This window comes from Streptomyces ruber, from assembly GCF_014648075.1.
GTDB lineage: Bacteria > Actinomycetota > Actinomycetes > Streptomycetales > Streptomycetaceae > Streptomyces > Streptomyces ruber.
In genome coordinates this window covers 452,682-474,880 of the sequence record NZ_BMQK01000003.1, presented here as the reverse complement: position 1 = coordinate 474,880, position 22,199 = coordinate 452,682, and the positions used below count along the sequence as shown (strand labels likewise).

The 22,199-nt window shown below is 74.6% G+C and carries 20 protein-coding genes; 11 read left to right on the top strand and 9 right to left on the bottom strand.

Annotated features, from left to right (window positions below):
• Window positions 1–256: 256 nt before the first annotated feature.
• The 4 genes from IEZ04_RS10340 (at window position 257) to IEZ04_RS10325 (ending at window position 3,795) form a co-directional block, all read left to right on the top strand.
• A complete protein-coding gene (locus tag IEZ04_RS10340; RefSeq protein ID WP_189216429.1) occupies window positions 257–610 on the top strand; it encodes a DUF1330 domain-containing protein in 354 nt (117 codons plus the stop codon).
• A 323-nt stretch (window positions 611–933) separates the two neighbouring features.
• Window positions 934–1,209, top strand: a complete 276-nt coding sequence (locus IEZ04_RS10335; protein WP_189216428.1) for an acyl carrier protein — start codon at window positions 934–936, stop codon at window positions 1,207–1,209.
• The gene (locus IEZ04_RS10330; RefSeq protein ID WP_189216427.1) at window positions 1,206–2,414 is read left to right on the top strand and encodes a beta-ketoacyl-[acyl-carrier-protein] synthase family protein; all 1,209 of its coding nucleotides are present in this window, start codon (window positions 1,206–1,208) and stop codon (window positions 2,412–2,414) included. Before IEZ04_RS10335 ends, IEZ04_RS10330 begins: the two co-directional genes overlap by 4 nt.
• 127 nt (window positions 2,415–2,541) lie before the next feature.
• The gene (locus IEZ04_RS10325; protein WP_189216426.1) at window positions 2,542–3,795 is read left to right on the top strand and encodes a wax ester/triacylglycerol synthase domain-containing protein; all 1,254 of its coding nucleotides are present in this window, start codon (window positions 2,542–2,544) and stop codon (window positions 3,793–3,795) included.
• Between the two features lie 103 nt (window positions 3,796–3,898).
• Here the strand turns inward: IEZ04_RS10325 and IEZ04_RS10320 are convergent, their stop codons facing one another.
• On the bottom strand, window positions 3,899–4,177 hold the full coding sequence (locus IEZ04_RS10320; protein ID WP_189216425.1) for a metal-sensitive transcriptional regulator: 279 nt from the start codon (window positions 4,175–4,177) through the stop codon (window positions 3,899–3,901).
• Window positions 4,178–4,265: 88 nt separating this feature from the next.
• Window positions 4,266–4,967 carry a helix-turn-helix domain-containing protein gene (locus tag IEZ04_RS34685; RefSeq protein ID WP_229820928.1) on the bottom strand — a complete coding sequence of 234 codons (702 nt, stop codon included), beginning with the start codon at window positions 4,965–4,967 and terminating at the stop codon, window positions 4,266–4,268.
• A gap of 1,054 nt (window positions 4,968–6,021) precedes the next feature.
• Between IEZ04_RS34685 and IEZ04_RS10310 the strand changes: the two genes are divergently transcribed.
• From IEZ04_RS10310 to IEZ04_RS10290, 5 genes are all read left to right on the top strand, one after another.
• Complete coding sequence (locus IEZ04_RS10310) at window positions 6,022–6,819, top strand: SDR family NAD(P)-dependent oxidoreductase (RefSeq protein ID WP_189216651.1); 798 nt, start codon at window positions 6,022–6,024, stop codon at window positions 6,817–6,819.
• 190 nt (window positions 6,820–7,009) lie between these two features.
• A complete protein-coding gene (locus tag IEZ04_RS10305; protein WP_189216424.1) occupies window positions 7,010–7,972 on the top strand; it encodes a helix-turn-helix transcriptional regulator in 963 nt (320 codons plus the stop codon).
• A 669-nt stretch (window positions 7,973–8,641) separates the two neighbouring features.
• Window positions 8,642–8,794: a helix-turn-helix domain-containing protein gene (locus IEZ04_RS10300; RefSeq protein ID WP_268245663.1), complete on the top strand. Its 153-nt coding sequence runs from the start codon at window positions 8,642–8,644 to the stop codon at window positions 8,792–8,794.
• Window positions 8,795–8,953: 159 nt separating this feature from the next.
• Window positions 8,954–9,955, top strand: a complete 1,002-nt coding sequence (locus tag IEZ04_RS10295) for an SRPBCC family protein (protein WP_189216423.1) — start codon at window positions 8,954–8,956, stop codon at window positions 9,953–9,955.
• Window positions 9,952–11,127, top strand: coding sequence for a zinc-dependent alcohol dehydrogenase (locus IEZ04_RS10290; RefSeq protein ID WP_189216422.1), 1,176 nt, complete (start codon window positions 9,952–9,954; stop codon window positions 11,125–11,127). The genes IEZ04_RS10295 and IEZ04_RS10290 overlap by 4 nt, the downstream gene beginning before the upstream one ends.
• A 3-nt stretch (window positions 11,128–11,130) precedes the next feature.
• Here the strand turns inward: IEZ04_RS10290 and IEZ04_RS10285 are convergent, their stop codons facing one another.
• Together IEZ04_RS10285 and IEZ04_RS10280 are read right to left on the bottom strand one after the other, a co-directional pair.
• Window positions 11,131–11,970: a restriction endonuclease gene (locus IEZ04_RS10285; RefSeq protein ID WP_189216421.1), complete on the bottom strand. Its 840-nt coding sequence runs from the start codon at window positions 11,968–11,970 to the stop codon at window positions 11,131–11,133.
• A 311-nt stretch (window positions 11,971–12,281) separates the two neighbouring features.
• Window positions 12,282–13,658: a diacylglycerol/lipid kinase family protein gene (locus IEZ04_RS10280; RefSeq protein WP_189216420.1), complete on the bottom strand. Its 1,377-nt coding sequence runs from the start codon at window positions 13,656–13,658 to the stop codon at window positions 12,282–12,284.
• Window positions 13,659–13,813: 155 nt separating this feature from the next.
• On the opposite strand from IEZ04_RS10280, the gene IEZ04_RS10275 reads away from it, so the two are divergent.
• Complete coding sequence (locus IEZ04_RS10275; RefSeq protein ID WP_189216419.1) at window positions 13,814–14,650, top strand: hypothetical protein; 837 nt, start codon at window positions 13,814–13,816, stop codon at window positions 14,648–14,650.
• A complete protein-coding gene (locus IEZ04_RS10270) occupies window positions 14,647–15,123 on the top strand; it encodes an RDD family protein (RefSeq protein ID WP_189216418.1) in 477 nt (158 codons plus the stop codon). Before IEZ04_RS10275 ends, IEZ04_RS10270 begins: the two co-directional genes overlap by 4 nt.
• Window positions 15,124–15,207: 84 nt before the next feature.
• On the opposite strand, the gene IEZ04_RS10265 is transcribed toward IEZ04_RS10270, so the two are convergent.
• The 5 genes from IEZ04_RS10265 to IEZ04_RS10245 form a co-directional block, all read right to left on the bottom strand.
• Entirely contained in the window at window positions 15,208–16,698 is a 1,491-nt protein-coding gene (locus tag IEZ04_RS10265; RefSeq protein WP_189216417.1) for an alpha-amylase family protein, read from the bottom strand.
• On the bottom strand, window positions 16,695–19,490 hold the full coding sequence (locus IEZ04_RS10260; RefSeq protein WP_189216416.1) for an MGH1-like glycoside hydrolase domain-containing protein: 2,796 nt from the start codon (window positions 19,488–19,490) through the stop codon (window positions 16,695–16,697). Before IEZ04_RS10260 ends, IEZ04_RS10265 begins: the two co-directional genes overlap by 4 nt.
• 96 nt (window positions 19,491–19,586) lie before the next feature.
• Window positions 19,587–20,981 (bottom strand): diacylglycerol/lipid kinase family protein, encoded by a 1,395-nt coding sequence (locus IEZ04_RS10255; protein ID WP_373296284.1) that lies wholly within the window; start codon window positions 20,979–20,981, stop codon window positions 19,587–19,589.
• 16 nt (window positions 20,982–20,997) lie between these two features.
• Window positions 20,998–21,438 (bottom strand): DUF7144 family membrane protein, encoded by a 441-nt coding sequence (locus tag IEZ04_RS10250; protein WP_189216415.1) that lies wholly within the window; start codon window positions 21,436–21,438, stop codon window positions 20,998–21,000.
• A 63-nt stretch (window positions 21,439–21,501) separates the two neighbouring features.
• Window positions 21,502–21,927: an SHOCT domain-containing protein gene (locus tag IEZ04_RS10245; RefSeq protein WP_189216414.1), complete on the bottom strand. Its 426-nt coding sequence runs from the start codon at window positions 21,925–21,927 to the stop codon at window positions 21,502–21,504.
• Window positions 21,928–22,199: the final 272 nt, after the last annotated feature.

The following is a 22,199-nucleotide window of genomic DNA, read 5'->3' as shown; positions in this document are numbered from 1 at the left end:
ACGGCCTCGCGTTCGGCCACGCCAGTGGTCTCCGCCCGGGCCCGGCGGCTGTCCCACGACCTGTACCGGCAGCCCGGCAGGGTGTTCGACCTGCCGGAAGAAGTCCCGCCGCGGTCGAGTCGACGTCGGCCGCGTGGCGGAGGCGGTTACCTGCCGGGTAATCGACCCGCGCCCCGGCTCCCGGCAGTGTGGTCGTCGTCGGCGCGCCCCGCCGGGCGCCCCGCCCACCGCGTCGTACGGACGAACAGGAGCCACCATGCCCGCCTACGGCATCGCCCGCCTCCGCCCGCCGGAGGAACTCCACGAGGACGTGCTGACCTACATCGAGCGCATCCAGGAGACCCTGGACCCCTTCGGCGGGCGCTTCCTGGTGCACGGGGCGCCCGAACAGGAGGTGCTGGAGGGCGACTGGCCCGGGACGCTCGTGGTCATCGTCTTCCCGTCGCTCGCCGAGGCCCGCGCCTGGTACGCCTCCCCGGCCTACCGGGAGATACTGCCCCTGCGCACCCGGCACATGGGCGGGGACGTCCTGCTGGTCGACGGTGTGGGACCCGGCTACGAGCCGGCCGCCACGGCCGCCGCGCTCCGGGCGGCCCGGAGCGCGGAGTGACACCGGCACGACGCCCACGGTGGAACTCTCGTCCGGCGATCGGTCCCGCGTGCGGACCGCCGTGACCGCAACCGCCCGGCACATCACCTGAACGTGCCATCGGCCCGCCCCCTGAGTAACTGCGTCTCGGTCGCCGTCGTTGGCCGCTGAGTGAGCAGAGCCGACTGAGCGACGAGAGGGCGCCCTTCGGGTGCCCGGCCTCCGCTGTGCTGACGGCCGACGCGAATCGCCGGGTGAGCACCGCTCGCAGTGGACGTCTCGCCGACCAGGAAGAACACGGCCGCACCAGGACCGGGTGCGGCAGCGGGAGATGGGAGAGCTGCATGGACCTTGCGCACCGGGATGTCATGGAGGCGCTGCACCCTCTGTGCGCGCGGGTGATGTCGGTGCCGCCCGAGTCGGTGGTGCCGGAGGCCCGGCTGGTCGCCGACCTGGGAGCCGACAGCCTGGACGTCACCGAACTCGAGGCCGCCGTGGAGGAGGTGTTCGGCGTGACCCTCAAGGCGGCGAAGACCGGCACCGTGGCCACGGTCGGCGACGTGGCGGACCTGATCGTGAGACTGCGCGCCGCGGACGACCGGAGGCAGGCCGTCGCATGACTCGCCACGACGTGGTCGCGGTCACGGGCCTGGGCGTGCGGTGTGCCGCCGGAGCGAGCCCGACGGCCCTCTGGGAACGGCTGCTGGAGGGCCGTTCCGCGACCTCGCTGCACACGTTCGACGAGGAGGGCACCGTCGTCCGCCCCGCGGGCCACGTGCCCGACTTCGATCCCACGGGCTATCTGACGCCGAAGGAGATCCGCCGCACGGACCGGTCCGTGCAACTGGCCCTGTGTGCCGCCACGGACGCCGTCCGGGACGCCGGGGGGCTCGCGGCCCCGCCCGTCCGGCGGGCGGTGGTCACCGGCACCGGCTACGGCGGGGTGATCACCCAGGAGAACGGGATCGGGCACCCCACCGCGCTCTACGCGCCCCGGCTGATGCACAACGCCGGGGCGTACTGGATCAGCGCGAGGCACGACATCACCGGCCCCGGCTTCACCCTCTCGACCGCCTGCGCCTCCGGCACGCACGCGGTGGGCGAGGCGCTGCAGATGATCCGCGCCGGAGGCGCCGACGTGGTGGTGGCCGGCGGGCACGAGAGCCCCCTGACGCCCACGACCGCGCTGGCGTTCGGGCGGGCCGGCGCGATGGCCACCGGGTGCGAGGACCCGGCCGGCGCGTCCCGGCCCTTCGACGCCGGCCGGCGGGGGTTCGTCCTCGCCGAGGCGGCGGCGTTCCTGGTGCTGGAACGGCTGGACGCCGCCCGCGCGCGCGGGGCGCGGATCCACGCCACGCTCGACGGTTACGGGCGCACCTCCGACGCCCACCACCTCACGGCCCCGCATCCCGACGGCACCGGCGCCCGGGCCTGCATGGAGCTGGCGCTCGCCGACGCCGGCACGCGCGCGGACGCGGTCGCCCACGTGAACGCGCACGGCACCGGCACCGACCTCAACGACGTCGCGGAGGCGCGGGCCGTCAACGCCGTGTTCGGCACCGCCGCGGTCCCCGTCACCGCCCCCAAGTCGGTGACGGGGCACCCGCTGGGGGCGGCGGGAGCGCTGGAGGCCGTGATCGCGGTCCTGTCCGTGCGCGAGGGGCTGGCGCCGCCCACCGCCAACCTCACCGATCCGGACCCGCGGTGCGCGCTGGACGTGGTCACCGGACAGCCCCGCAAGCTTCCGGACGGTCCGGTGATCAGCAACAGCTTCGCCTTCGGGGGGCACAACGCCTGTGTCGTGTTCGCCTCGTCGAACGGATGACCGCGGGCGGACGGGCGGATGCGCGAGGAAGGCGCAGGCACGGGGGCCGTACCGGGCCCCGTCGGACAAGTCGTTGACGGGCGGCCGGCAGCGGTGCCCGAGCACGTGAGGAAAGGCAAGCCACCAGATGAGGCTGTCGGTCGTAGACCAAGGGCACATTCGCAGCGGACAGCCGGGGACCATCGGCATCGCCGCGCTGTTCTCCGGGGACCCGCTGGACCTGGCACAGGTGCGGTCCCGTGTCGGTGCCCGGTGGGGTGGCCTGGACCGGATGAGCTGGGTGCTCAGGCGGCCCACCGGACCGGCCGCGGTGTCGGGCCACCACTGGTCGCCCGCGGGGCCGTTCGTGCCCGAGACGCATGTCGTCGCCTCCGGTGAGGGGCTGGAGTCCGTGCTGACCTCCGGTGTCAGCCGGCCGCTGCCCGCCGGCCGGCCCCTGTGGCGGCTGGTCGTGGCGGAGAACGCGACACCGGCCGGCGAGCACGCCCTCGTCCTGCTCGCCCACCACGGGCTGCTCGACGGCAGGTCGCTGGAGACGCTCTTCCGGCTGCTGATGGACGACGCCGCGACCCCGCGTCCGCCGGGGCCCGCCGCTCCCCGCCCGCCCGCCGTGCCGGCCGCCCTGCGCCGGGAGCTGCAGCGCCTGGGGGCCCGGGGCCAGTCCCTCCCCGTGGCGGCGGAGGAGGCGCGGCCGGAGCTGGCCGTGGTGGAACTCCCGCCCGAGGTCGTGGGCGCGGCCCGGCGCCAGCCCGCCCGGGGGCGCGGGGCCACCCTCAACGAACTGCTCCTGGCGTCCCTCGCCGGTGCCCTGCGCGCCTGCTACGGGCCGCTCGGCCACTGGCCCGACGGCGCCGTGCCGGTCTACGCCACACTCCCGGTCGACCTCAGGGCCCGGCAGAACACCTACGAGCTGGGCAACATCGTCACGGCGCTGCGTGTCCCGCTCCCCGTCGACGCCCCGTCCGCCGTCGACCGCCTCCGCACCTGCCAGCAGCTGGTCGCCTCGCTGCAGCACCGCTGCGACGCCCACCGGGCGGCCCTGCCCACGGTGGAGGCGGCGGCCCGGCTGGTCCCGGGACTGTCGAACGCCATGGCACGGCGTCTCGTACGGCCGGACGTCACGCCCACCGTGTGCACGGCGTTCAAGTGGCGGGACAACCCGTGCGCGCTGAACGGCCGCCGGCTCACGCGGGTCCTTCCCGTGCCCCAGCTCAACCCGCCCGGCTCGGCGAACCTCTGTCTCGTACAGACCGCCGACGCGTACACCCTCACCGTGGTCAGCCACCTGCGTCCGGGGGACGCCACGATGCTCGGCGACGCCGTGACACGGGAGCTGGAGGAGCTGGCCGCGCCGACGCACCACGCGACGGCCGGCACCTGACGCCGCGGCGCGGGCCCGGCGCCGGTGCGCGTACCGGCGGTGCGCGTACCGGCGGTGCGCGTACCGGCGGCGGGAAGGGCGGCTCGACCGCCCCCGCCGCGCGTCAGGCCAGGGACAGGAACAGCCTCTCCAGCCGGGCCCGCATCCGCTCGGCGTCCTCGCCCGCCGGCGCGCCCACGGCCGTGCAGTGCTGCAGGACCGTCGCGATGATCGCGAAGCCGGCCCGGTCCAGCGCCCGGGAGGCCGCCGCGAGCTGAGTGATCACTTCCTCGCAGTCGCGGCCCGCCTCGATCATCCGGATGATGCCGGCGATCTGCCCCTGCGCCCGCCTCAGCCGGTCGAGCGCGCTCTTCAGCTCGTCGGCCGCGATGTCCAGCTCCACGGACCGTCCTCCGTTCGTCCCCGGATCACATGCCCCGGGGGCAACCTAGCCGTCCGGGCGCGGTCCCGCCCGGTGAGCCACGGGCGCCCTACTGTGCCTCCGTCAGGCCCGCGAGTCCGGAGGCGGCGTTGAGGTAGGCCGCGTAACGGACGCGCACCGTGCCGTCCGGCTCGCGTCGGCCCTCCTCCCAGGCGCGGACCTCCTCGGCGTCGACGCCGACGCTCGCGGCGACGTCGGCCGGCCGGAGCCCGAGGGCTTCGCGTCGGCGACGGCGTTCGGCAGGCGCGGGCAGGGCCGGGCTGCTCGGCTTCTCCGCGGTCGTGGGCCGGTTCTCGGCCGCCGCCCGTGTCGCGATCTGTTCGAACAGTTCCCGTAACAGGCTCAGCTCGATGTCCAGCAGACAGCGGCGTAACGCGTCGGCGTCCGTGGCGGTGAGGAAACCGTCGGGGACACCGAAGAAACGTTCGAGATGGAACTGGTGCCGGGCCGTCGGGCGCCGTTCCCCGGCCAGGAGCGCCGAGCACTGCTGGCGGGACATGTGGGAGCCTTCGGCGATCTCCTCGTGCGTGTACATGCGTCCGTTCGCCTTGCGGCGCGAGTCGCGCAGGATCGCCATCCGCCGGACGAAACGTTTGTCCGGATCACTGGGCGGCACCTGCCGGCCGGCGAGGAGCGCCGCGACCACGGCCTGCGGCACGCCGGAGGCCTCGGCCAGCGCGCGCTCGTCGAGGATCTTGTCCGGAACGTGCCCGAGATGGCGCGCGAGGACGGCCAGGCGTGTCGCGATCACCGCCGGATCCGTCGCCGCCGCGTCGGGCGGCGTGCGCCGTTCTTCCGCTTCCACCGTGCGACCAACCCCCACCTCGGACCGTGGCGCCGTTCCCGTTCGTGAAGCTTGGCGCCGACCCCCCATTGTTCCGTGCGAGGGCGTAGTTGAACACCTGTCAGGGAACGGCCGCCGATGGAGGTCGGCCATGCCCCCGCGCCGCGGGCCCGGCACCGGCCGACAGCAGGGAGGACGTGGTGAACGCGGCGGGGGCGCGCGGAGCGGCGCCCTCCTCGGAGCGAGGCGCGGAGGACGGACGCGGCAGCGGGAGACGCCCCGCAGCGGGCCGCGCGGGTGCCACCGCCGCCGGACCGGTCTTCGCAGCCGTCGCTATCGGGAACCGGAGTCCGCAGCCCGTGCGCGGCGTCGCGGACCCCGGTCCCCCGTCCTCACAACCCTCTCCCATGGGGCTCACTCCCGCTGCGTCCCATCGGACGGTGAGAACAACCCCGCACAGCGTCTCCGCGTCACCGAAGACACGAGTCACTGCGCGAGGCAGCCGCCGTCATCGCCGACCAAGGACGGCAGCCGTACCTTCCCGGACCGGTCACCCGACGGTGCGGCACCCGGCCGTTCCCCAGCTCGCGCCGGGCTCGTGCCGCGCCCACCGGGCGACTGTCCGGGCTCAGCGTCCCAACCCCGAAGCGTCCGTGCAGCGCCGTATGCGCAATTCGCCTCGCCGGGACTGTCCGGGAAACGAAAGCGGATGTGGGCCGGATCACCCCGCGTCGGCGCGGCGTCCCGGAACAAGCGGTGCCGGTCGGCCGTTGACAGCGACGTGGCTGCGGAGGGGACAGTGTCCCCGGGCCTCACCTCTCGCCCATGGGGACGATCGTTCGGCTGAAGCCCCATGGAGCCTTTCGCCGCGAGGCGACCGCCCTCCGCACGTCACCCTCCCGCGGCCCCGGTCGGCCTCCCCCCTCTGACCGGGGCCTTCCCCCTTTCGCCCTCGTTCATCCTCGTTCTCCCTCGTGCGGTTGGCCGTGGTCCGCCTGGTTACTCCGTCCTCATGGACGTCATGGACGGCAACAGGCCGCTCGCCCTGGTGACCGGGGCCTCCAGCGGAATCGGGTACGAACTGGCCAGGCGGTTCGCGGAGCACGGCTTCGACCTGCTGATCAACGCCGAGGACGAGCGGCTGGAGCACGCCGCGCAACTGCTGCGGGAGACGGGCGCCCAGGTGCGTCCCGTACGCGCCGACCTCCGGGCACCCGCCGGTGTGGACCGGCTGGTCGCGGCCACGACCGGGCTGACGGTGGACGTGGCCGCCCTCAACGCCGGGATCGGGCGGGGCGGTGCGTTCCTGGACGCCGATCCGGCCGACGAACAGTCCGTGATCGACCTCAACGTGTCCTCGACCGTACGGCTCGCCAAGCCGCTGCTGCGCGAGATGGTGGCCCGGGGCGAGGGCCGGCTGATGTTCACCTCGTCCGTCGCCGCGATGATGCCGGGCTCCTTCCAGGCGGTCTACAACGCGTCCAAGTCCTTCATCCAGTCCTTCGCCCAGGCGTTGCAGGAGGAACTGAAGGACACCGGTGTCACGATCACCTCGTTCATGCCGGGGCCGACGGAGACCGACTTCTTCCACCGGGCCGGTATGGGCGACACGAGGATCGGCACCTCGGACAAGGACGATCCCGCCCAGGTCGCCCAGCAGGCGTTCGACGCGGTGATGAAGGGCAGGAAGAAGCTGGTCACGGGCTCGGTGACGACCAAGGCGCAGGGGGTGGCCGACAGGGTCCTGCCCGACGGCGCCAAGGCGGCCCTGCACCGGCGGATGGCCGAGCCGGGGACGGCGGGGAACGGTTCCGAGTAGGGGCGGGTCGCCTCTCGCCCCGGTCGGGGGCGCGGACGGCTCGGTCGCTGCCGGTGTCCCGTGCGAGGAGCGCCCATGTCCCGTTGCGCGGTTCTCCTGTGGCGGTGGCCCCGCGCCCCTGGTGACGGAGTGTTCCCGGTCGTACGCTGCCCGGTGCCGGGCTGTCTCCCTTCGGCACTGCGGAGGTCGTATGGACACGCTGGTATTCGACAGCGACGATCTGGACGCGGCCGAGGAGTGGCTCAGCCGGACCTATGCGAAGATCCGCATCGGCAGCAGGTCGCCCGACGCCGGCCGGATACGGATCCGGCGCGACGCCCTGACGGCGGTCACCGCCGACCGGCTCGACATCCGCCTGGAGATGACCTACGACGTCGCGCCCCTCGGCAGGGTCAGCGTGTGCTGCATGCACTCCGGCACCCTCCGGGACCACACCTTTCCGGGGGTCGAGGACGCCTACGGGCCCGGCGAGGTGGGGACCCTCGCCCCGCCGCACCTCCCGTACTCGGGGCGGATCTGCGACAACGCCCAGTACACCATCGCCCTGCTGGAGCCCGGCCTGCTCGCCCAGGTCGCGGAGACGGCCCCACAGCGCAGGCCCCAACCGGTACGTCTGACCTGGCACCGGCCCCACTCGCCGGCCGCGGCACAGCATCTGCGGCACTCCGTCCTGTACGTGCGGGACCACATCATGTCCGTCCCCGTCGTCACGGAACAGCCGCTGGTCGTCGCCACCGCCGTGCAACACCTGGCCGCGACCGTCCTGGCGGCCTTCCCCAACACCGCGCTGACGGACCCCACCGGCCCCGACCGCAACGACGCCCACCCCACCACGCTGCGCCGCGCGATCGCCTACATCGACGGTCATGCCGACCAGCCCATCAGCGTCGCCGACATCGCCGACGCCGCGCACGTCACCATCCGGGCGCTGCAGTACGCCTTCCGCCGGCACCTGGACACCACCCCGCTGGCCCATCTGCGCCGGGTACGCCTGTCCCACGCCCACCAGGACCTCGTGGCCGCCTCACCGTGCGGCGGTGTCACGGTCACCGAGATCGCCGCCCGCTGGGGTTTCTTCCACCCCGGGCGGTTCGCCGCCCACTACCGGGGCGCGTACGGCCGCACTCCCCTCCAGACCCTCGCCGAGGTCTGACACCCTCCGGGGCGCGACGAGCGTCCGGGCGCCGGCGGGAGAATCCGCCGACGCCCGGACATGGGATACGAGGACCGCTGGGGACGAACCCTAACGGGGTGTGCCGGCGGGGGACTCCGCATCCGGTGGCGCCGTCATCAGCTTCATGAACGACGCCATGCACGCCGGGCAGTGACCCGCCCGTTCCGCGCTCGCGGCGTCTGCCGCGCGGATGAACCGCCGGCCGCACAGGGGTTCGCTGGACCGCTTGGCCATCACGTGCCACACCAGCGTTCCGCCGTGCTCTTCGTGGCCTGCACACATCTCGTACATGATCGGCTCCCTTGATGGACGCCTCTCTCCCTCCAGCAGACCGCACATGGGCCGTGCGCACGCAGCCGCGGGGTCCATTCGGGTGACGGGACCCCGCGGCACCTGCGGCTCCTCATATGAGCTGAACTGCGCACACTGGGACTGCTTTGGCTGGGTACCGGGCATGCAGCGTTCAGCGAAGCGAGAGGGGACGTCATGATCTTCACGCTGTGCACCGCCGTACCACTGCTCCTGGCCCTCCTGCTGGTCCACCAGCAGGAGGGCCCGCGCCGCTCCCCCCGTCACAAGCGGCACTCCTGAGCCACGGGTGCCCGGGTCAGGGCACCAGGATCGCCCGGCCCCGCACCCGGCCGAACGCTGGAGCGGGACGAGATCGTGCGCTGTCTGACGGAGCCGGCGACCACGGTGGCGCAGGCCGCCGACCGGCTCGGCATGAGCCGCGCCACCGTGTACCGCAAGCTGGGGCAGTACGGCATCAGCATCCCGGGGCGGACCGCGCAGGGGCGCTGACGGCGGCTGACGGCGCCGGTGTCCGGGGAGACAGCGGAACGAACCCCTCCGGATGCCGTTTGAAGGGCTCCGGGACGGGGACCTCGCCCCGGTGCCCCGCGGGCCGCGGGAGCGGCCCCTCCTCGCGACCCGCCCGTCCGACTCCGTACGGAGCACGCGATGAGTAACGCTTCCGAGACCGGGACGGCGCGGCACCGGCACGCCCGTACCCGCGCCGTCGACTTCTCCCCCGGCCGGCGCGACACGTCCGCCGCCCTCCGGCACGATCCGCTCGTCCGGGGCCTCGGCCTGGTCAGCGCGGTCCTGGGCGTGCCCCAGGTCGCCCGGCCGGACGGGGTCGCCCGGGCACTGGGCGTGGGGAACACGCCGCTGCACCGCGCGGCCACCACCGCGGTCGGCGTACGGGAGCTCACGGCGGCGGCCGGGCTGCTGGGCCGGCCCTCCCCCGTCTGGCTGTGGAGCCGGGTCGGCGGCGACATCACCGACCTGGCGATGCTCGGCAGGGCGCTGCGCCACCACGACGGCCGCGGACACGGCCGCACCGCCCTCGCCACCGCGGCCGCCGCGCTGGTCACCGCCGCGGACGTGTACGCCGCGGTGACCCGCACCCGGAGCGCGCCCGTCCGCCGGGCCGCGGCCACGACCGTGGCCAGGACGCCCCAGGAGGCGTACGGCCTCTGGCGCGACCTGGAGCGGCTGCCGTCGTTCATGGCGCACGTCGACGAGGTGCGGGTCACCGGCCCCCGTACCAGTCACTGGAGGGTGAGCGCGCCGTTCGGCGGCTGTGTCGAGTGGGACGCGGAGATCGTCGCCGACGAGCCCGGCCGGCGCATCGCCTGGTGTGCGGCCGACGGCGCGGACGTCGACAACTGGGGCGAGGTCCGGTTCACCCCGGCGCCCGGCGGACGCGGCACCGAGGTCCATGTGTCCCTGTGCCACGACATGCCCGCCGGGGCGCTCGGCAGGGCCGCGGCCCGCTACGCCGGCGAGGCTCCCGCCCAGCAGCTGGACGACGACCTGCGCCGCTTCAAGCAGGTCGCGGAGACCGGCGAGGTGGTCCGCTCCGAGGGCGCGCCGTTCGGCAAGGCGGCCCGCCACGAGTTCCCGCAGCACCCGGCGCGCCCCCTCACCGAGCAGGAGCTGAGGGAGGCCCTGTCATGAAGGCGAACTGCTGGACGGGCCGCAACAGCGTGGAGGTCCGGGACGTCCCGGACCCCTCGCTGCTCAACAGCCGGGACGCCGTGGTGCGGGTCACCTCGACGGCGATCTGCGGCTCCGATCTGCATCTGCTCGACGGGTACGTCCCCACCATGCAGTCCGGCGACATCATGGGCCACGAGTTCATGGGCGAGGTGGTGGAGGTCGGTCCCGGCGTGGACACCGGCAGGATCCGGGTCGGGGACCGGGTCGTCGTGCCGTTCCCCATCGCCTGCGGCGCGTGCGCGTCGTGCCGGGCGGAGCTGTACTCGTGCTGCGAGAACACCAACCCCAACGCCGGCATCGCGGAGAAGATCTTCGGCCACCCCACCGCGGGGATCTACGGCTACTCGCACCTCACCGGCGGTTTCGCCGGCGGGCAGGCCGAGTACGCGCGGGTCGCGTTCGCCGACGTCAACCTGCTGAAGATCGAGTCCGACCTCACCGACGAGCAGGTGCTGTTCCTCTCCGACGTGCTGCCCACCGGCTGGATGGGCGCCGACATGTGCGACATCCAGGACGGTGACGTCGTCGCCGTGTGGGGCGCGGGACCGGTCGGCCAGATGGCCATGGACGGGGCGCGGGTGCTGGGCGCCGAGGAGGTCGTCGCGATCGACAAGGAGGACTACCGGCTCGACATGGCCGCCGCCGAGGGGTACACGACGATCGACTTCGAGGAGGTCGACGTCCGCTCGGCCCTGCTGGAGATGACCGGCGGGCGCGGTCCGGACAAGTGCGTCGACGCGGTCGGTCTGGAGGCCACGCACGGCGCTCCCCACGTGCGGATGTACGACCGCGGCAAGCAGGCGGTGCGCTCCGGGACCGAGCGGCCGCACGCCCTGCGCCAGGCCGTCATGTGCTGCCGCAGCGGGGGCGTCGTGTCGGTCGTCGGGGTCTACGGCGGGCTGATGGACAAGTTCCCGGCCGGGGCCTGGATGAACAGGTCACTGACCCTGCGGACCGGGCAGTGCCATGTGCAGCGGTACCTGGACCGGCTGCTGGGACTGATCGAGGAGGGCACGATCGACCCCACCCGCGTGATCACCCACCGGATGCCGCTGGCGGAGGCCCCGCACGCCTTCGAACTGTTCAAGAACAAGCAGGACGACTGCGAGAAGGTGGTACTCACCCCGTGAGCCTCACGCCGTGAGCCAGGGCGCCGGCCCCGTGCCGTCGCTCCAGGCCAGCAGGGTCTCCCGGGCCACGCACAGGATGCCGCACTGCTCGGCGTACTCGGCCGCCGGGGCGGTGAAGTCGCTGGTGGTGACCACGACGGCGACGTCGGCCCCATGCACGGTGAAGCAGGTGCCGCCGAACCGCTGCAGGTCCTGGGAGCCGACGCGGTTGGTGTCGCTGTACCGCTTGCACTGGATCACCATGGCGCGCCCGTCCGGGGTCCTGGCCACGACGTCCGCGCCGAGGTCCCCGGCGCCGCCCACCACCTCGACGTCCGCGCACCCGTCCCGTTCGCACAGCGCCGCGACCGCCTGCTCGAACTCGTCGGCGTCCATGGCGTCGTAGTCGACGACGGCGGCCGTCCCGGCGGCGGTGTCGTGGCCGGCGGCCGGGGCCTGCGCGGTGACCGGGTCGTCCGGGAGGACGAGCGTCCTCCCGGCGGCGCCGGCGGCGGGCGGTGCCGGCACGGCCGCGGCCCGGCCGGAGGGGCCCCCGGCGTCCAGTGCGTCCGCCGCCGTTCTCGCCGCCTCGTCGAGGGCCTCGGTCGCCCTGCGCACCGTTCCGGCCGCGGAGAACCGGCGCCGCCCGCGTCTGCGGGCCGCCGCCACGAGTGCCACCCCGGCCACGGCCAGGAGCACCGCCCAGACGGGCCGCCGCTCCACGACGTCGGCCAGGGCGCGCACGGTGAACCCCGCGAGGCCCACCAGGATGGCGAGGAGGACGAAGAAGAACGCCGTGGAGCGCAGGTCGAAGGCGCGCTTGCGGTCCACCGGCCGCACCGGCCGGCTGCGTCGTACGGGCATGGCCACGATGCTGATTCCCCCTCATGAACGGAGCGGCACGAAGATCACTACGGTCGTGTGCCCGCGATCGAGGAGTTCAGCCGGTGCGCCCGCCGGCGGGCCCGGGGCACCGGATTCTCACCCCTGGCGGGTGACGCGGCGCCGCGCGTTCCGCGGCTTGATGGAACGGCCGTGCGGGAGCCCGCGCGGGCGCCGGCACGGGGAGCGGCGCCGCACCGGCCGTACGCCGTCGGGGAGGGGACGCTCCGGCGGCGTACTCCGGTACCGGCCGGTGTCGGTCCGCGGCGGTCCCGGTCCGCGGCGGTCCCGGTCTACGGTGCGCCGCTCCGCGTCGGCTTCAGGGCGGGGAGCCCGTCCGGTGGGCGGGCCGGCGGAGACGCCAGCCGCGTGAGCAGCCGCCAGTCGAGCGGCGGCCGGGCGCCGCGGGGGCCCGGCCGCCGGCGGGGCACGATCACCCGCAGCGCCAGGGGGCGCACCTCGCAGCGGACGGGCACGCGCAGCCGGGACGCCTCGCCGTCGACGTCGGCCGCCAGCCACGGCGCGTCGGCGTCGACCCGTACGTCCGTCGCCGCCGCCCGTGTCAGCCCGGAGGAGCGCCAGCCCCTCAGCAGTCCGGCGGCGTGCGGGGCACCGGTCACCTCGACGCCGACGCAGCCCAGCTCGCCGCCGTCCAGGCGCGGCCGGATCCCCAGCCCGGCGATGTCGCCCGTGCCGTACGGGTTGTTGCTGATCAGCAGGGCCTGCGGGGCGCGGCAGGTGACCGTGCCGGCGTGCGCGGTGAGGGGGACGCCCCGGTGCTCGGCGAGCAGGCCGGGCAGCGCCTTCAGGGCCGTACGGACGGGGCGGTCGCGGTGCCAGGGGCGGCGCGCGGCGCCGCGGTACCAGGAGCCGGCCGCCGTCCCCTCGTACGCGCCGAACGCCACGTCGCTGACGAAGGGGCGGTCGCCGACCCTGCCCATGTCGACGTGCAGCTCGACCCCGTCGTACAGCGCGTCCAGCGCCCTGACCGGGTCGTCGCAGTCCAGGCCGAGGCTGCGCGCGAACCGGTTCCGGGTGCCCGCCGGGATCACCAGGAAGGGGAGGTGCAGGGCGGCGGCGACGTCGGCGACCGGTGCCTGCATCCCGTCGCCGCCCGCGACGCCGAGCAGGTCGGCGCCCTCGGAGGCCGCCTTGCGGGCCAGTTCGGCGACGTCGGTCTCGCCGCGCCACTCCAGCTGGAGCACCTCGGCGCCCAGGGCCTCGGCCTGCTCGCGCAGCGAGTGGCGCCGCACCTTGCCGCCGCCCGAGCGCAGGTTCATGATCAGGAAGGGGTGGTGGATGCCGGGCGCCGGGTGCTCGGGCGGCGGCACCGGCGCGTCGTGCCGGACGAGGGCGGTCCGGGCCGCGCCGGCCGCCAGCAGCCACAGCGCCGCGGAGACGGCGACGGCCCAGCCCAGCCGGGCCGAGGTGTACTGCCACAGGACCCACACCGGGGCGGTCAGGGCCAGCGCCCTGGCGGCGGCCCGCCGCGCACCGCGCCGGGTGACGCCCCACCAGGTCCCGGCGGCGGTGAGCGCACAGCCGACGAGGCCCACGGCCGCCAGGGCGGGGGACCGCAGGCCCGCCCCCACCAGCAGGACCAGCACGGCCGCGGCCGCGGCCCCCAGCGCCACGCGCGCGGGGCGTTGCTCTCGCCTCGTCGGTTCCATGGGCGCACTGTGCTGTCCGGGTGCCTGGCCCGCATCACCCCGGAGGGGCGATTGCCCTCGTGGCACGGGTCGTTCACGGCGGGGGCCCGGGCGCGGGGCGCCGGTCACCCCCGGCGGGTGATGTCCCGTCGGCCGCGGGCTGCTGTGCTCGTGCGGTGACGGTGACGACCGGTCCGGCCGGCCCGCCCGGTCCGGTGCCCGCCGGCGGGGCGGCCCGCGGCGGCCTCGCGGGCAGGGCGGCCGGGTACGCGACGCGCCTCGTCGTGGGGCTGGCCGACGCCGCCGCGCGGGGCGTCACCATCGCCGTCGGGGGCCCCGCGCGCGGGCGGCCGGAGGACGACGGGTGGGGCGTGCTGCCCGACGCGGCGCTGGGCCTCGCGCTGGAGCTGGAGCAGCGGGCGCTCGCCGCGGTGGCCGCCGTGGACACGCGGGTCCTGTCCCGCGTGCGGGCCGTCGCGCGCGGCGCCGTGCCGGCCGGGATCGCCGGGGCGGTCGAAGCGCGCGTCGCCGTGTGGAGCGCGCGGGGCGCGGCGGAGCGGCTGCGGGCGCGGGAGGAACTGCGGGCCACGGCGCGGGCGGTGACGCGGGCGCTCACGGCCGCCGTCCTCGCCGAGGTGGACGTGGACGCGGTGGCCGACCGGGTGGACGTGGAGCGCGTGGCCCGGCGGGTGGACGTGGGCGCCGTGGCCGGCCGCGTGGACGTGGACGCCGTGCTGGACCGGGTCGACCTGGTCGCGTACACGGAACGGGTCCTGGCCGAGCTCGACCTGGTGGCGTACACCGAGGGCGTCCTGGACGAGCTGGAGCTGGGCAGGATCGTGCGGGACACGGGCGGGAGCATCGCCGGGGAGACGCTCGACGCGTTCCGCCGGCAGAACGCCCGCGCCGACCGGCTGGTCCAGCGACTCACCGACCGGCTGCTGCGCAGGAGCGCCTCGGACGCCTCGGACGACGCCGCCCTCGTGCCGCTGCGGGCCGGGCCGCGGCCGTGACGTCACCCGTCCTCCAGGGGCGGCCGGCCGGGGTCGTCTCGCGAGCGGCGGCGGGCTTCGTGGACCTCCTCGTGGTGCTCTGTGCCGTCTTCGCCGTCCACTTCGGCTACGCGGCGGGGCGCTATCTGCTGCTGGGTCCGCCGTTCGCGCTGCCGCGGCCCGCCGGCTGGTTCACCCTCGTCCTCGGCTACGTCACCGCCGTCTCCTATCTGGCGGCCGGCTGGCTCGTCGGCGGGCGCACCGTCGGGGACCAGCTGCTGGGCCTGCGGGTGCTGAGCCGCTCCCGGGGGCGGTTCACCGTGGCCGCCGCCGTGCTGCGGGCGGTGCTGTGCGTCTTCCTGCCCTGGGGCCTGCTGTGGATACCGGTCGACCGGCGCGGGGCGTCCGTGCAGGACCTCGTCGTGAACAGCGCCGTCGTGCACGACTGGTACGGCAGGTCCCGAGGGCGGGCCGCGGAGGTGACCGAGCGGTGATCGGCCCCCTCCGCGCAGCCCTCTCCACCGCGCGGTTCCCGGCGCTCCGTTCACTCCGGCGGACGCGTGCCCTCCTGCGGTCCGTCAGGCGCCGGGTTCGACGGCGAACACGTGGCCGCCCCACGCGTCGAGGTCGACGAAGAGCCCCGGGCCGGCCAGTTCGCTGCCGGAGCGCACGTAGCGGGCGCCGTCCATGAGGTCCAGCAGGTCCGTGTCGCCGGTGCCGTCCGCCAGTTCGGGCCACGGCGGCCTGATCCTGCCCTGGGCCGGGCGGCCGGAGTGATTCACCACGACGAGGAAGCGGCCCGGTCCGTTCGTCCAGCTCCAGGCGAGCAGCTCACGGCAGGTGTCGTTGTCCGGCCAGCCCGTCGCGTCCAGCAACTGCCAGCGGCCGTCGCGCATACGGCTGTTGCGGACCGCGGTCAGCAGCCGTTCGTGGAAGGCCCGCAGTCCGTCGTCGGCCGGTTCGTCGGGGCGCCGGGTCAGGAAGACGGGCAGCCGGACGCGGCGCCCGGTGAACTGGCCCTCGTGCCACAGGGTCGCGCCCGGCAGCGTGGCGGTCACCACGGCCGCCGCGCGTTCCCGGGCCACGGGCGCGAGGGTCGCCGCCGCGCGCGGCTCGTCGTGGTTCTCCAGGAAGCGGACCAGGCCGCGCTGGTAGCCCTCGTCGGCCCGCAGGTGGTCCCGGACGGCACCGGCGTCCTCGTGCAGCAGCCGGTCGTAGAGCCGCTTGTCGTAGGCGTAATCGAAGCCCTGCTGCTGCAGGGCCCACTCCAGGTCCCAGTAGGCCTCCGCCAGGAAGAGCATGCCGGGGTGGCGGCGGCGCACGGCGGGCAGCACGGCCGGCCAGAAGTCCTCGTCGGGCGCGGGCCCGGCGCGTCCGCCCCACGTCCGGGCGAACACGTCGTTCATCATCAGCATCGCCATGTCGCAGCGGACCCCGTCGCACAGGTCGCCGATCCGGGTGAGGGTGTCGGCGGTCAGCGCGCGCAGCGCGGGGCGATACGCGTTGAGCTGGACGACGTCGGGCCACGGCGGGAAGAAGGGGTCCCGGCCGCGTGCGTAGACCCGGCCGTGCGCCGCGAGGTAGGCGGCCGGGTCGCGCCGCAGGTCGTCCTCGGTGCCGCGGACGAAGCAGTCGGGGTGGGCGGCGAGCCAGGGGCTGTCCGGCGCGACGTGGTTCGGCACGTGGTCGAGGACCAGGCCGACGCCGCGGCGGTCGAGTTCGGCGCGGGCGGCCTTGAGCCCGGCGGTGCCGCCGAGGGCGCCGTCGACGGTGTAGCGGCGGACGCAGTACGGCGATCCGGCGATGTCCTCGGGGGCGGCGTCCGGGAGGGCCCGGGCGAACGACTCACGCAGGCCGGGGTCCTCCAGGGCGATCCGCAGCCCCTCGGGGCTGCGCTCCCACACGCCCATGAGCCAGACGGCGTCCACCCCGTGCGGGGTGAGCTCGTCCCAGGCGTCCTTGGGCACGTCGCCGAGGCGTACCGGGCGTCCCGTGCGCCGCTCGGTCTCCCGCAGCCAGACGCGGGTGTTCACCTCGTGCACGACGGGCTGTGCGGGCAGCGCGCTCATGATTCGTCTCCGTCCCACGGGTCGCGGAAGTCCTCGGGGCCGAGCCTGCCGAAGGTGATCATCAGGGTGGCGACCAGGCCCGTCCAGCCGGTCTGGTGGGCGGCGCCGATGCCCGCGCCGTTGTCGCCGTGGAAGTACTCGTGGAAGCTGATCAGGTCCCGCCAGTGCGGGTCGGTGCGGAACTTCTCCTGGCCGCCGTGGACGGGCCGCCGCCCGTCCGGTTCCGCGAGGAAGATGCGGACGACCCGGCCGGAGATCTCCCGCGCCACCTCGTACAGGGTCGCCCGGTTCCCGGAGCCGGTGGGGCACTCCACGGTGAGCTCGTCGCCGTAGAAGCCGTACAGGTTGAGCAGTGCGCGGACGACGAGCATGTTCATCGGCAGCCAGACCGGTCCGCGCCAGTTGGAGTTGCCGCCGAACATGCCGGAGTCGGACTCGGCGGGCAGATAGCCGACGCGCAGTTCCTCGCCGTGCACGGTGAGGGTGTACGGGTGGCCGGCGTGGTACCGGGACAGCGACCGGATGCCGTACGGGCTCAGGAACTCCTCCTCGTCGAGCAGACGGGCGAGGACGCGCTCCAGCTTCTTGTCGTCCACGACGGACAGCAGCCGGGGGCCGCCGGCGGAACCGGCCATGGCCGACGCCCAGACGGCCGCCAGCGAGGGATGCCGGCCGACGAACCGGTCCATCCGCTCCCGCAGCCCGGCGACCCGGGCCAGCTGCCGGGGCTGGATGACGGTGGCGGCGCACAGCGGCAGCAGCCCCACCATGGAGCGCACCTTCAGCCGCTGGGCCCGGCCGTCGGGCAGCCGCAGCACGTCGTAGAAGAAGCCGTCCTCGTCGTCCCACATCTCGTCGTCGTGGTCGCCGACGCGGTCCAGGGAGGCCGTGATCCACAGGTAGTGCTGGGCGAACTTGACGACGAGGTCCTCGTAGGACGGGTTGTCCTCGACGAGTTCGAGCGCCATCTGGAGCATGGTCTGGCAGTACAGCGCCATCCACGCGGTGCCGTCGGCCTGTTCGAGGTGCCCGCCGGTCGGGAGGGGCGCGCTGCGGTCGAAGACGCCGATGTTGTCGAGGCCGAGGAAGCCGCCCTGGAAGACGTTGCGTCCGTCGGGGTCCTTGCGGTTGACCCACCAGGTGAAGTTGGTCAGCAGCTTCTGGAAGGCGCGCTCCAGGAAGGCGCGGTCCGCGCGGCCGGTGAGCCGCTTCTCCAGCTGGTACACGAAGTACGTGGCCCAGCCGTGGACGGGCGGGTTGACGTCGGTGAAGTTCCATTCGTACGCCGGTATCTGCCCATTGGGATGCAGGTAGAGGTCGGTGAGGAGCAGTTCGAGCTGCTCCTTGGCGAAGACGGTGTCGACCATGGCGAGCGCGACCGCGTGGAAGGCGAGGTCCCAGGCCGCGAACCAGGGGTACTCCCACGTGTCGGGCATGGACACCACGTGGTCGGCGCTCAGGTGGAACCAGTCGTGGTTGCGGATGCCGTCCGCCGCGGGGCCGAAGGGGTCGACGCCGTGCTCGGCGAGCCAGGCGTTGACGTCGAACCGGTAGTACTGCTTGCTCCACAGCATCCCGGACAGCGCCTGCCGCAGCACCAGGGCCTCGTCCTCGCCGAGGCCCGGCGGGGTGAGGGCACGGTAGAAGGCGTCGGCCTCCGCGCGCCGCTCCTCCAGCACCGCGTCGGCCCGGTCGTCGCCCAGGGCGGCGGGTTCGGCGCCCCCGTACACGCGCACCAGCCGCAGCCGGACGCTCGCGGAGCCCCCCGGCGCGACGGTCAGCGAGTGGTCCGCGGCCGCCTTGGTGCCGGTGCGCCGGGGGTTGACGGCCGCCGTCTCGCCGTCGACGACGTACCGGCCGATGCCGTCCTTCACGTACGGCGACGGGTTCGGGGTGCCGTCCAGCCGCTCGGTGTTCGTCTCGTTCTCCGTGAACAGCAGCGCGTCCTCGCCCGCGCAGTCCGCGCAGCGCAGCTCCCACGTGCCGAGGTCCGGGTGCTCGGCCCGGACGGCCGTCTCGCCGGGGACGCCGCCGGCCGCGGTGAGGCGCGGTTTCGCCAGTGCCGCGCCCGCGTTCGGCGGATCCGGCCACGACCAGGTGTTGCGGAACCACAGCGTCGGCAGCACCCGCAGCGTCGCCTCGGCGGGTCCGCGGTTGGCGGCGGTGATCCGCATCAGGATGTCGTCGGGGGCGGCCTTGGCGTACTCGACGGTCACGTCCCAGTAGCGGTCGTCGTCGAAGACGCCGGTGTCGAGCAGCTCGTACTCGAACTCCTGCCGGCTGCGCGCCCCGTTGACCGCCACCAGCTCGTCGTACGGGTACGCGGCCTGCGGGTACTTGTACAGGTAGCGCAGGTAGGAGTGGCTCGGTGTGCTGTCGAGGTAGAAGTAGTACTCCTTGACGTCCTCCCCGTGGTTGCCCTCCGCGTTGGTCAGCCCGAAGGCGCGCTCCTTGAGGATCGGGTCGCGGCCGTTCCACAGCGCGAGGGCCAGGCAGAGCCGTTGCCGGTCGTCGCTGATGCCGCCGAGGCCGTCCTCTCCCCAGCGGTAGGCGCGGGAGCGGGCGTGGTCGTGCGGGAAGGAGGACCACGCGTCCTGGGACCGGCTGTAGTCCTCGCGGACCGTGCCCCACTGCCGCTCGGCGAGGTACGGCCCCCACTGCCGCCAGGCCGCGTCCCCGGCGCGCTCGCGTTCCGTGCGCTGCGCCCTGCTCCGTGGCGCCCTGGAGGCTTTCGTGGCCTTCTTGGCCGTGGTGGCCCTGGTGGCTTTCCGCGCCTTGTCCCGTGTGGCCATCGCGCTCACCCGATCCGGCTCGCAGGAATCCCGGGCACAGTGTCGGCGCCTTTCCCGGCCCGGGCCTCCCCCGCACCGGGTGAGGCCCGCCCGGCCTCACCTCGCGTGCCGGCCCCGGCCCGTGGCGTGCCGGCCCCGCCCCGTGGCCAGCGCGAGCCGCAGCACGCGCTGCCAGTCGGCCGGTGGCCTGCTCACGGGCGTACCGGGACGGTTCCGCGGCACCCGGACCCGCAGTGCCCCGGGCACGGTCCGGCACACCACGGGGGCCAACAGGCTCACCGCCTCCCCGTCGATGCCGGCCGGCACGGTGGGCGAGTCCGTCTCGACGACGACCTCCCGCGCGGTCAGCCGGGTCACACCGGAGGAGGACGGGCCGCGGAGCGTGCCCACCGCCCCGGCGGTGTTGTCGACGCGCACGCACAGCACCCCGAGCCGCCCCGAGTCCAGGCGCTCCCTGCGGCCCGGGTGCACCGGGTCGAGGCCGCCCCGGTAGGGGTTGTTGCTCACCAGCAGCGCCTGCAGCCCGTCGAGCCGCACGTCCGCGGTCCGCATCCGCAGCCGGGGCAGACCGTCGCCGGTGAGCAGGCCGGGCAGGGTGCGCAGGGCGGTGCGCGTCTTGTCGTCGCGGTAGGCGGGGTCGCCGACGACGGCCGCGTAGGCCCCGAAGGAGGCGTTGTTGACGAACACCCGGTCGGCGGCGAGCCCGAGGTCGACGCGCAGCTCGACACCGTCGGTGAGGGCGTCGAGGGCGGCCGCCGGGTCGTCGCGGTCCAGGCCGAGGTCCAGGGCGAAGTGGTTGCGGGTGCCCGCGGGGACCACCGCGAACGGCAGGCCGTACCGCCACGCCACCTCGGCCACCAGTGCCTGGGTTCCGTCCCCGCCCGCGACGGCCAGCAGGTCCGCGCCGTCGGCCACCGCGCGGCGGGCCAGTCCGGCCACGTCCTGTGGCTGCCCGGTGTCCAGCAGGGTCACCCGGGCGCCCGCGGCCCGCGCCCTCTCGACCAGGCCGAAGCGTTCCACCTTGCCGCCGCCGGAGCGCGGGTTCATCACGATCCACGGGTGGAGCGGGGGCGGGGCGGGCCGCGGTCCTTGCTCGTGCGCGCCGGCCGCGCCGCCCGGGGCCAGCGCGGTGCGGGCCGCGAGGACGGCCAGCGCCCACAGCCCGAGCGAGACGAGGGCGGGCCACAGCAGGCCGTACGCGGCGTACACGGCGAGGACGGTGACCGGGGCGGCGATCGACAGCACCATGCCGCTCACGCGCAGCAGGGCGGTGTGCGCGAGGGTCCACCACAGGCCGGCCGCGGTCAGGGCGAGCCCCGCGACGCCGAGCAGGATCCAGAACACGCTGCGCAGTCCGGCGACGACGAGCGGCACCAGGACGCTGCCCAGCAGGGCGAGCAGTGCCAGGCGCGCCCACCCGGCGTGACCCTCGCGGGCGGGCGCCGCCCGTCCCTCACCCGGCGCACCGTGCCGTCCCCTGTCCCGGCTCACCCTCGGGTCCGGCGGTTCACAGGTCTCGCGGCAGGCGCTCGTACGGCCCGGCGTCGTCGCGCCGCATCACGCACAGGGCCCAGATGACGAACCCGGAGAAGGCGATCATCACCAGTGACCAGACCGGGAAGTAGGGCAGGGACAGGAAGTTGGCGATGACGACGAACGCCGCGAGGACCACTCCGGCGACGCGTGCCCAGGTCGCTGTCCGGAACAGCCCGAGGGCGACCACGACGGCCACCGCGCCGAGGACGAGGTGGACCACGCCCCAGCCGGTCAGGTCGAACGCGAAGATGTAGTCGGGCGTGGCGACGAAGATGTCGTCCTGGACGATCGCCATGATGCCCCGGCAGATGTCGAGGACCCCGACGATGGCCAGCATGACGGCCGCGAAGGCCGTCAGGCCCCCGGCGAACTGCTGTTTCGCTGCCACCCGGTGTGGATGTGTCGTGGTCATCCTGATGCCTCGTCTCGTCGGTCGGCGCCGTCCCGGCGCGGCCGGTGCGGCAGCCGTCGCGGGTCAGTGCAGGATCCGCTCCTTCGCCAGCCGGAACTCCTCGTCGGAGATGTCGCCCCGGGCGCGGATGTCCGACAGCCTGGCCAGGTCGGCGATCTCGCTGCCGCCGTGGGAGTGGTCGGGGCCGGCCGCCGTCCTGCGGATGTAGGAGTCGAACGCCTGCTGCTGCGCGCGCACATGGGCGGCCTCGCGCCGGCCCATGCCCTTGCCGCGCGCGATGACGTAGCCGAGCACACCGAGGAAGGGCAGCACGATGAGGAGGACGAGCCAGCCCGCCTTGGCCCAGCCGCCCAGGTCGTCGTCGCGGAACAGGTCGACGACGATCCGGAAGAGCAGGATGAACCACAGGATCCACAGGAAGAACCAGAGCATCGTCCAGAAGGCGCTGAACAGCGGGTAGTCGTAGGCGAGGTACAGCTGTGCGTCCACTTCTCTCCTCCGTTCCAGGGCGTGCGCCCTGCCCCGCGTCGCGTGCCGGTCGTGTCCCCTCCAGCGTGTTCGCCGTGGACACCGGGCGCTTCACCCGAGACGGGTGAACGGTCCACCGTCGCGCCGTGGCGTGCCGCGCGCCGGACACCGCCGGATCACCCCCGGCGGGTGATCCGGGGCGGCGTCCGCCCCGGTGGGGTGAGCACGGGACGCCTTCGGCGGTCCGGCGTCCGGCCCGAGGGAGGGAGCGGCGCGTGGCGAACGACTCGGAC

What these genes read in the sequence shown, in the direction of transcription:
- IEZ04_RS10340 (WP_189216429.1), top strand. Translation starts at nt 257, where the DNA reads ATGCCCGCCTACGGCATCGCCCGCCTCCGCCCGCCGGAGGAACTCCAC.
- IEZ04_RS10335 (WP_189216428.1), top strand. Translation starts at nt 934, where the DNA reads ATGGACCTTGCGCACCGGGATGTCATGGAGGCGCTGCACCCTCTGTGC.
- IEZ04_RS10330 (WP_189216427.1), top strand. Translation starts at nt 1,206, where the DNA reads ATGACTCGCCACGACGTGGTCGCGGTCACGGGCCTGGGCGTGCGGTGT.
- IEZ04_RS10325 (WP_189216426.1), top strand. Translation starts at nt 2,542, where the DNA reads ATGAGGCTGTCGGTCGTAGACCAAGGGCACATTCGCAGCGGACAGCCG.
- IEZ04_RS10310 (WP_189216651.1), top strand. Translation starts at nt 6,022, where the DNA reads ATGGACGGCAACAGGCCGCTCGCCCTGGTGACCGGGGCCTCCAGCGGA.
- IEZ04_RS10305 (WP_189216424.1), top strand. Translation starts at nt 7,010, where the DNA reads ATGGACACGCTGGTATTCGACAGCGACGATCTGGACGCGGCCGAGGAG.
- IEZ04_RS10295 (WP_189216423.1), top strand. Translation starts at nt 8,954, where the DNA reads ATGAGTAACGCTTCCGAGACCGGGACGGCGCGGCACCGGCACGCCCGT.
- IEZ04_RS10290 (WP_189216422.1), top strand. Translation starts at nt 9,952, where the DNA reads ATGAAGGCGAACTGCTGGACGGGCCGCAACAGCGTGGAGGTCCGGGAC.
- IEZ04_RS10285 (WP_189216421.1), bottom strand. Translation starts at nt 11,970, where the DNA reads ATGCCCGTACGACGCAGCCGGCCGGTGCGGCCGGTGGACCGCAAGCGC.
- IEZ04_RS10280 (WP_189216420.1), bottom strand. Translation starts at nt 13,658, where the DNA reads ATGGAACCGACGAGGCGAGAGCAACGCCCCGCGCGCGTGGCGCTGGGG.
- IEZ04_RS10265 (WP_189216417.1), bottom strand. Translation starts at nt 16,698, where the DNA reads ATGAGCGCGCTGCCCGCACAGCCCGTCGTGCACGAGGTGAACACCCGC.
- IEZ04_RS10260 (WP_189216416.1), bottom strand. Translation starts at nt 19,490, where the DNA reads ATGGCCACACGGGACAAGGCGCGGAAAGCCACCAGGGCCACCACGGCC.
- IEZ04_RS10250 (WP_189216415.1), bottom strand. Translation starts at nt 21,438, where the DNA reads ATGACCACGACACATCCACACCGGGTGGCAGCGAAACAGCAGTTCGCC.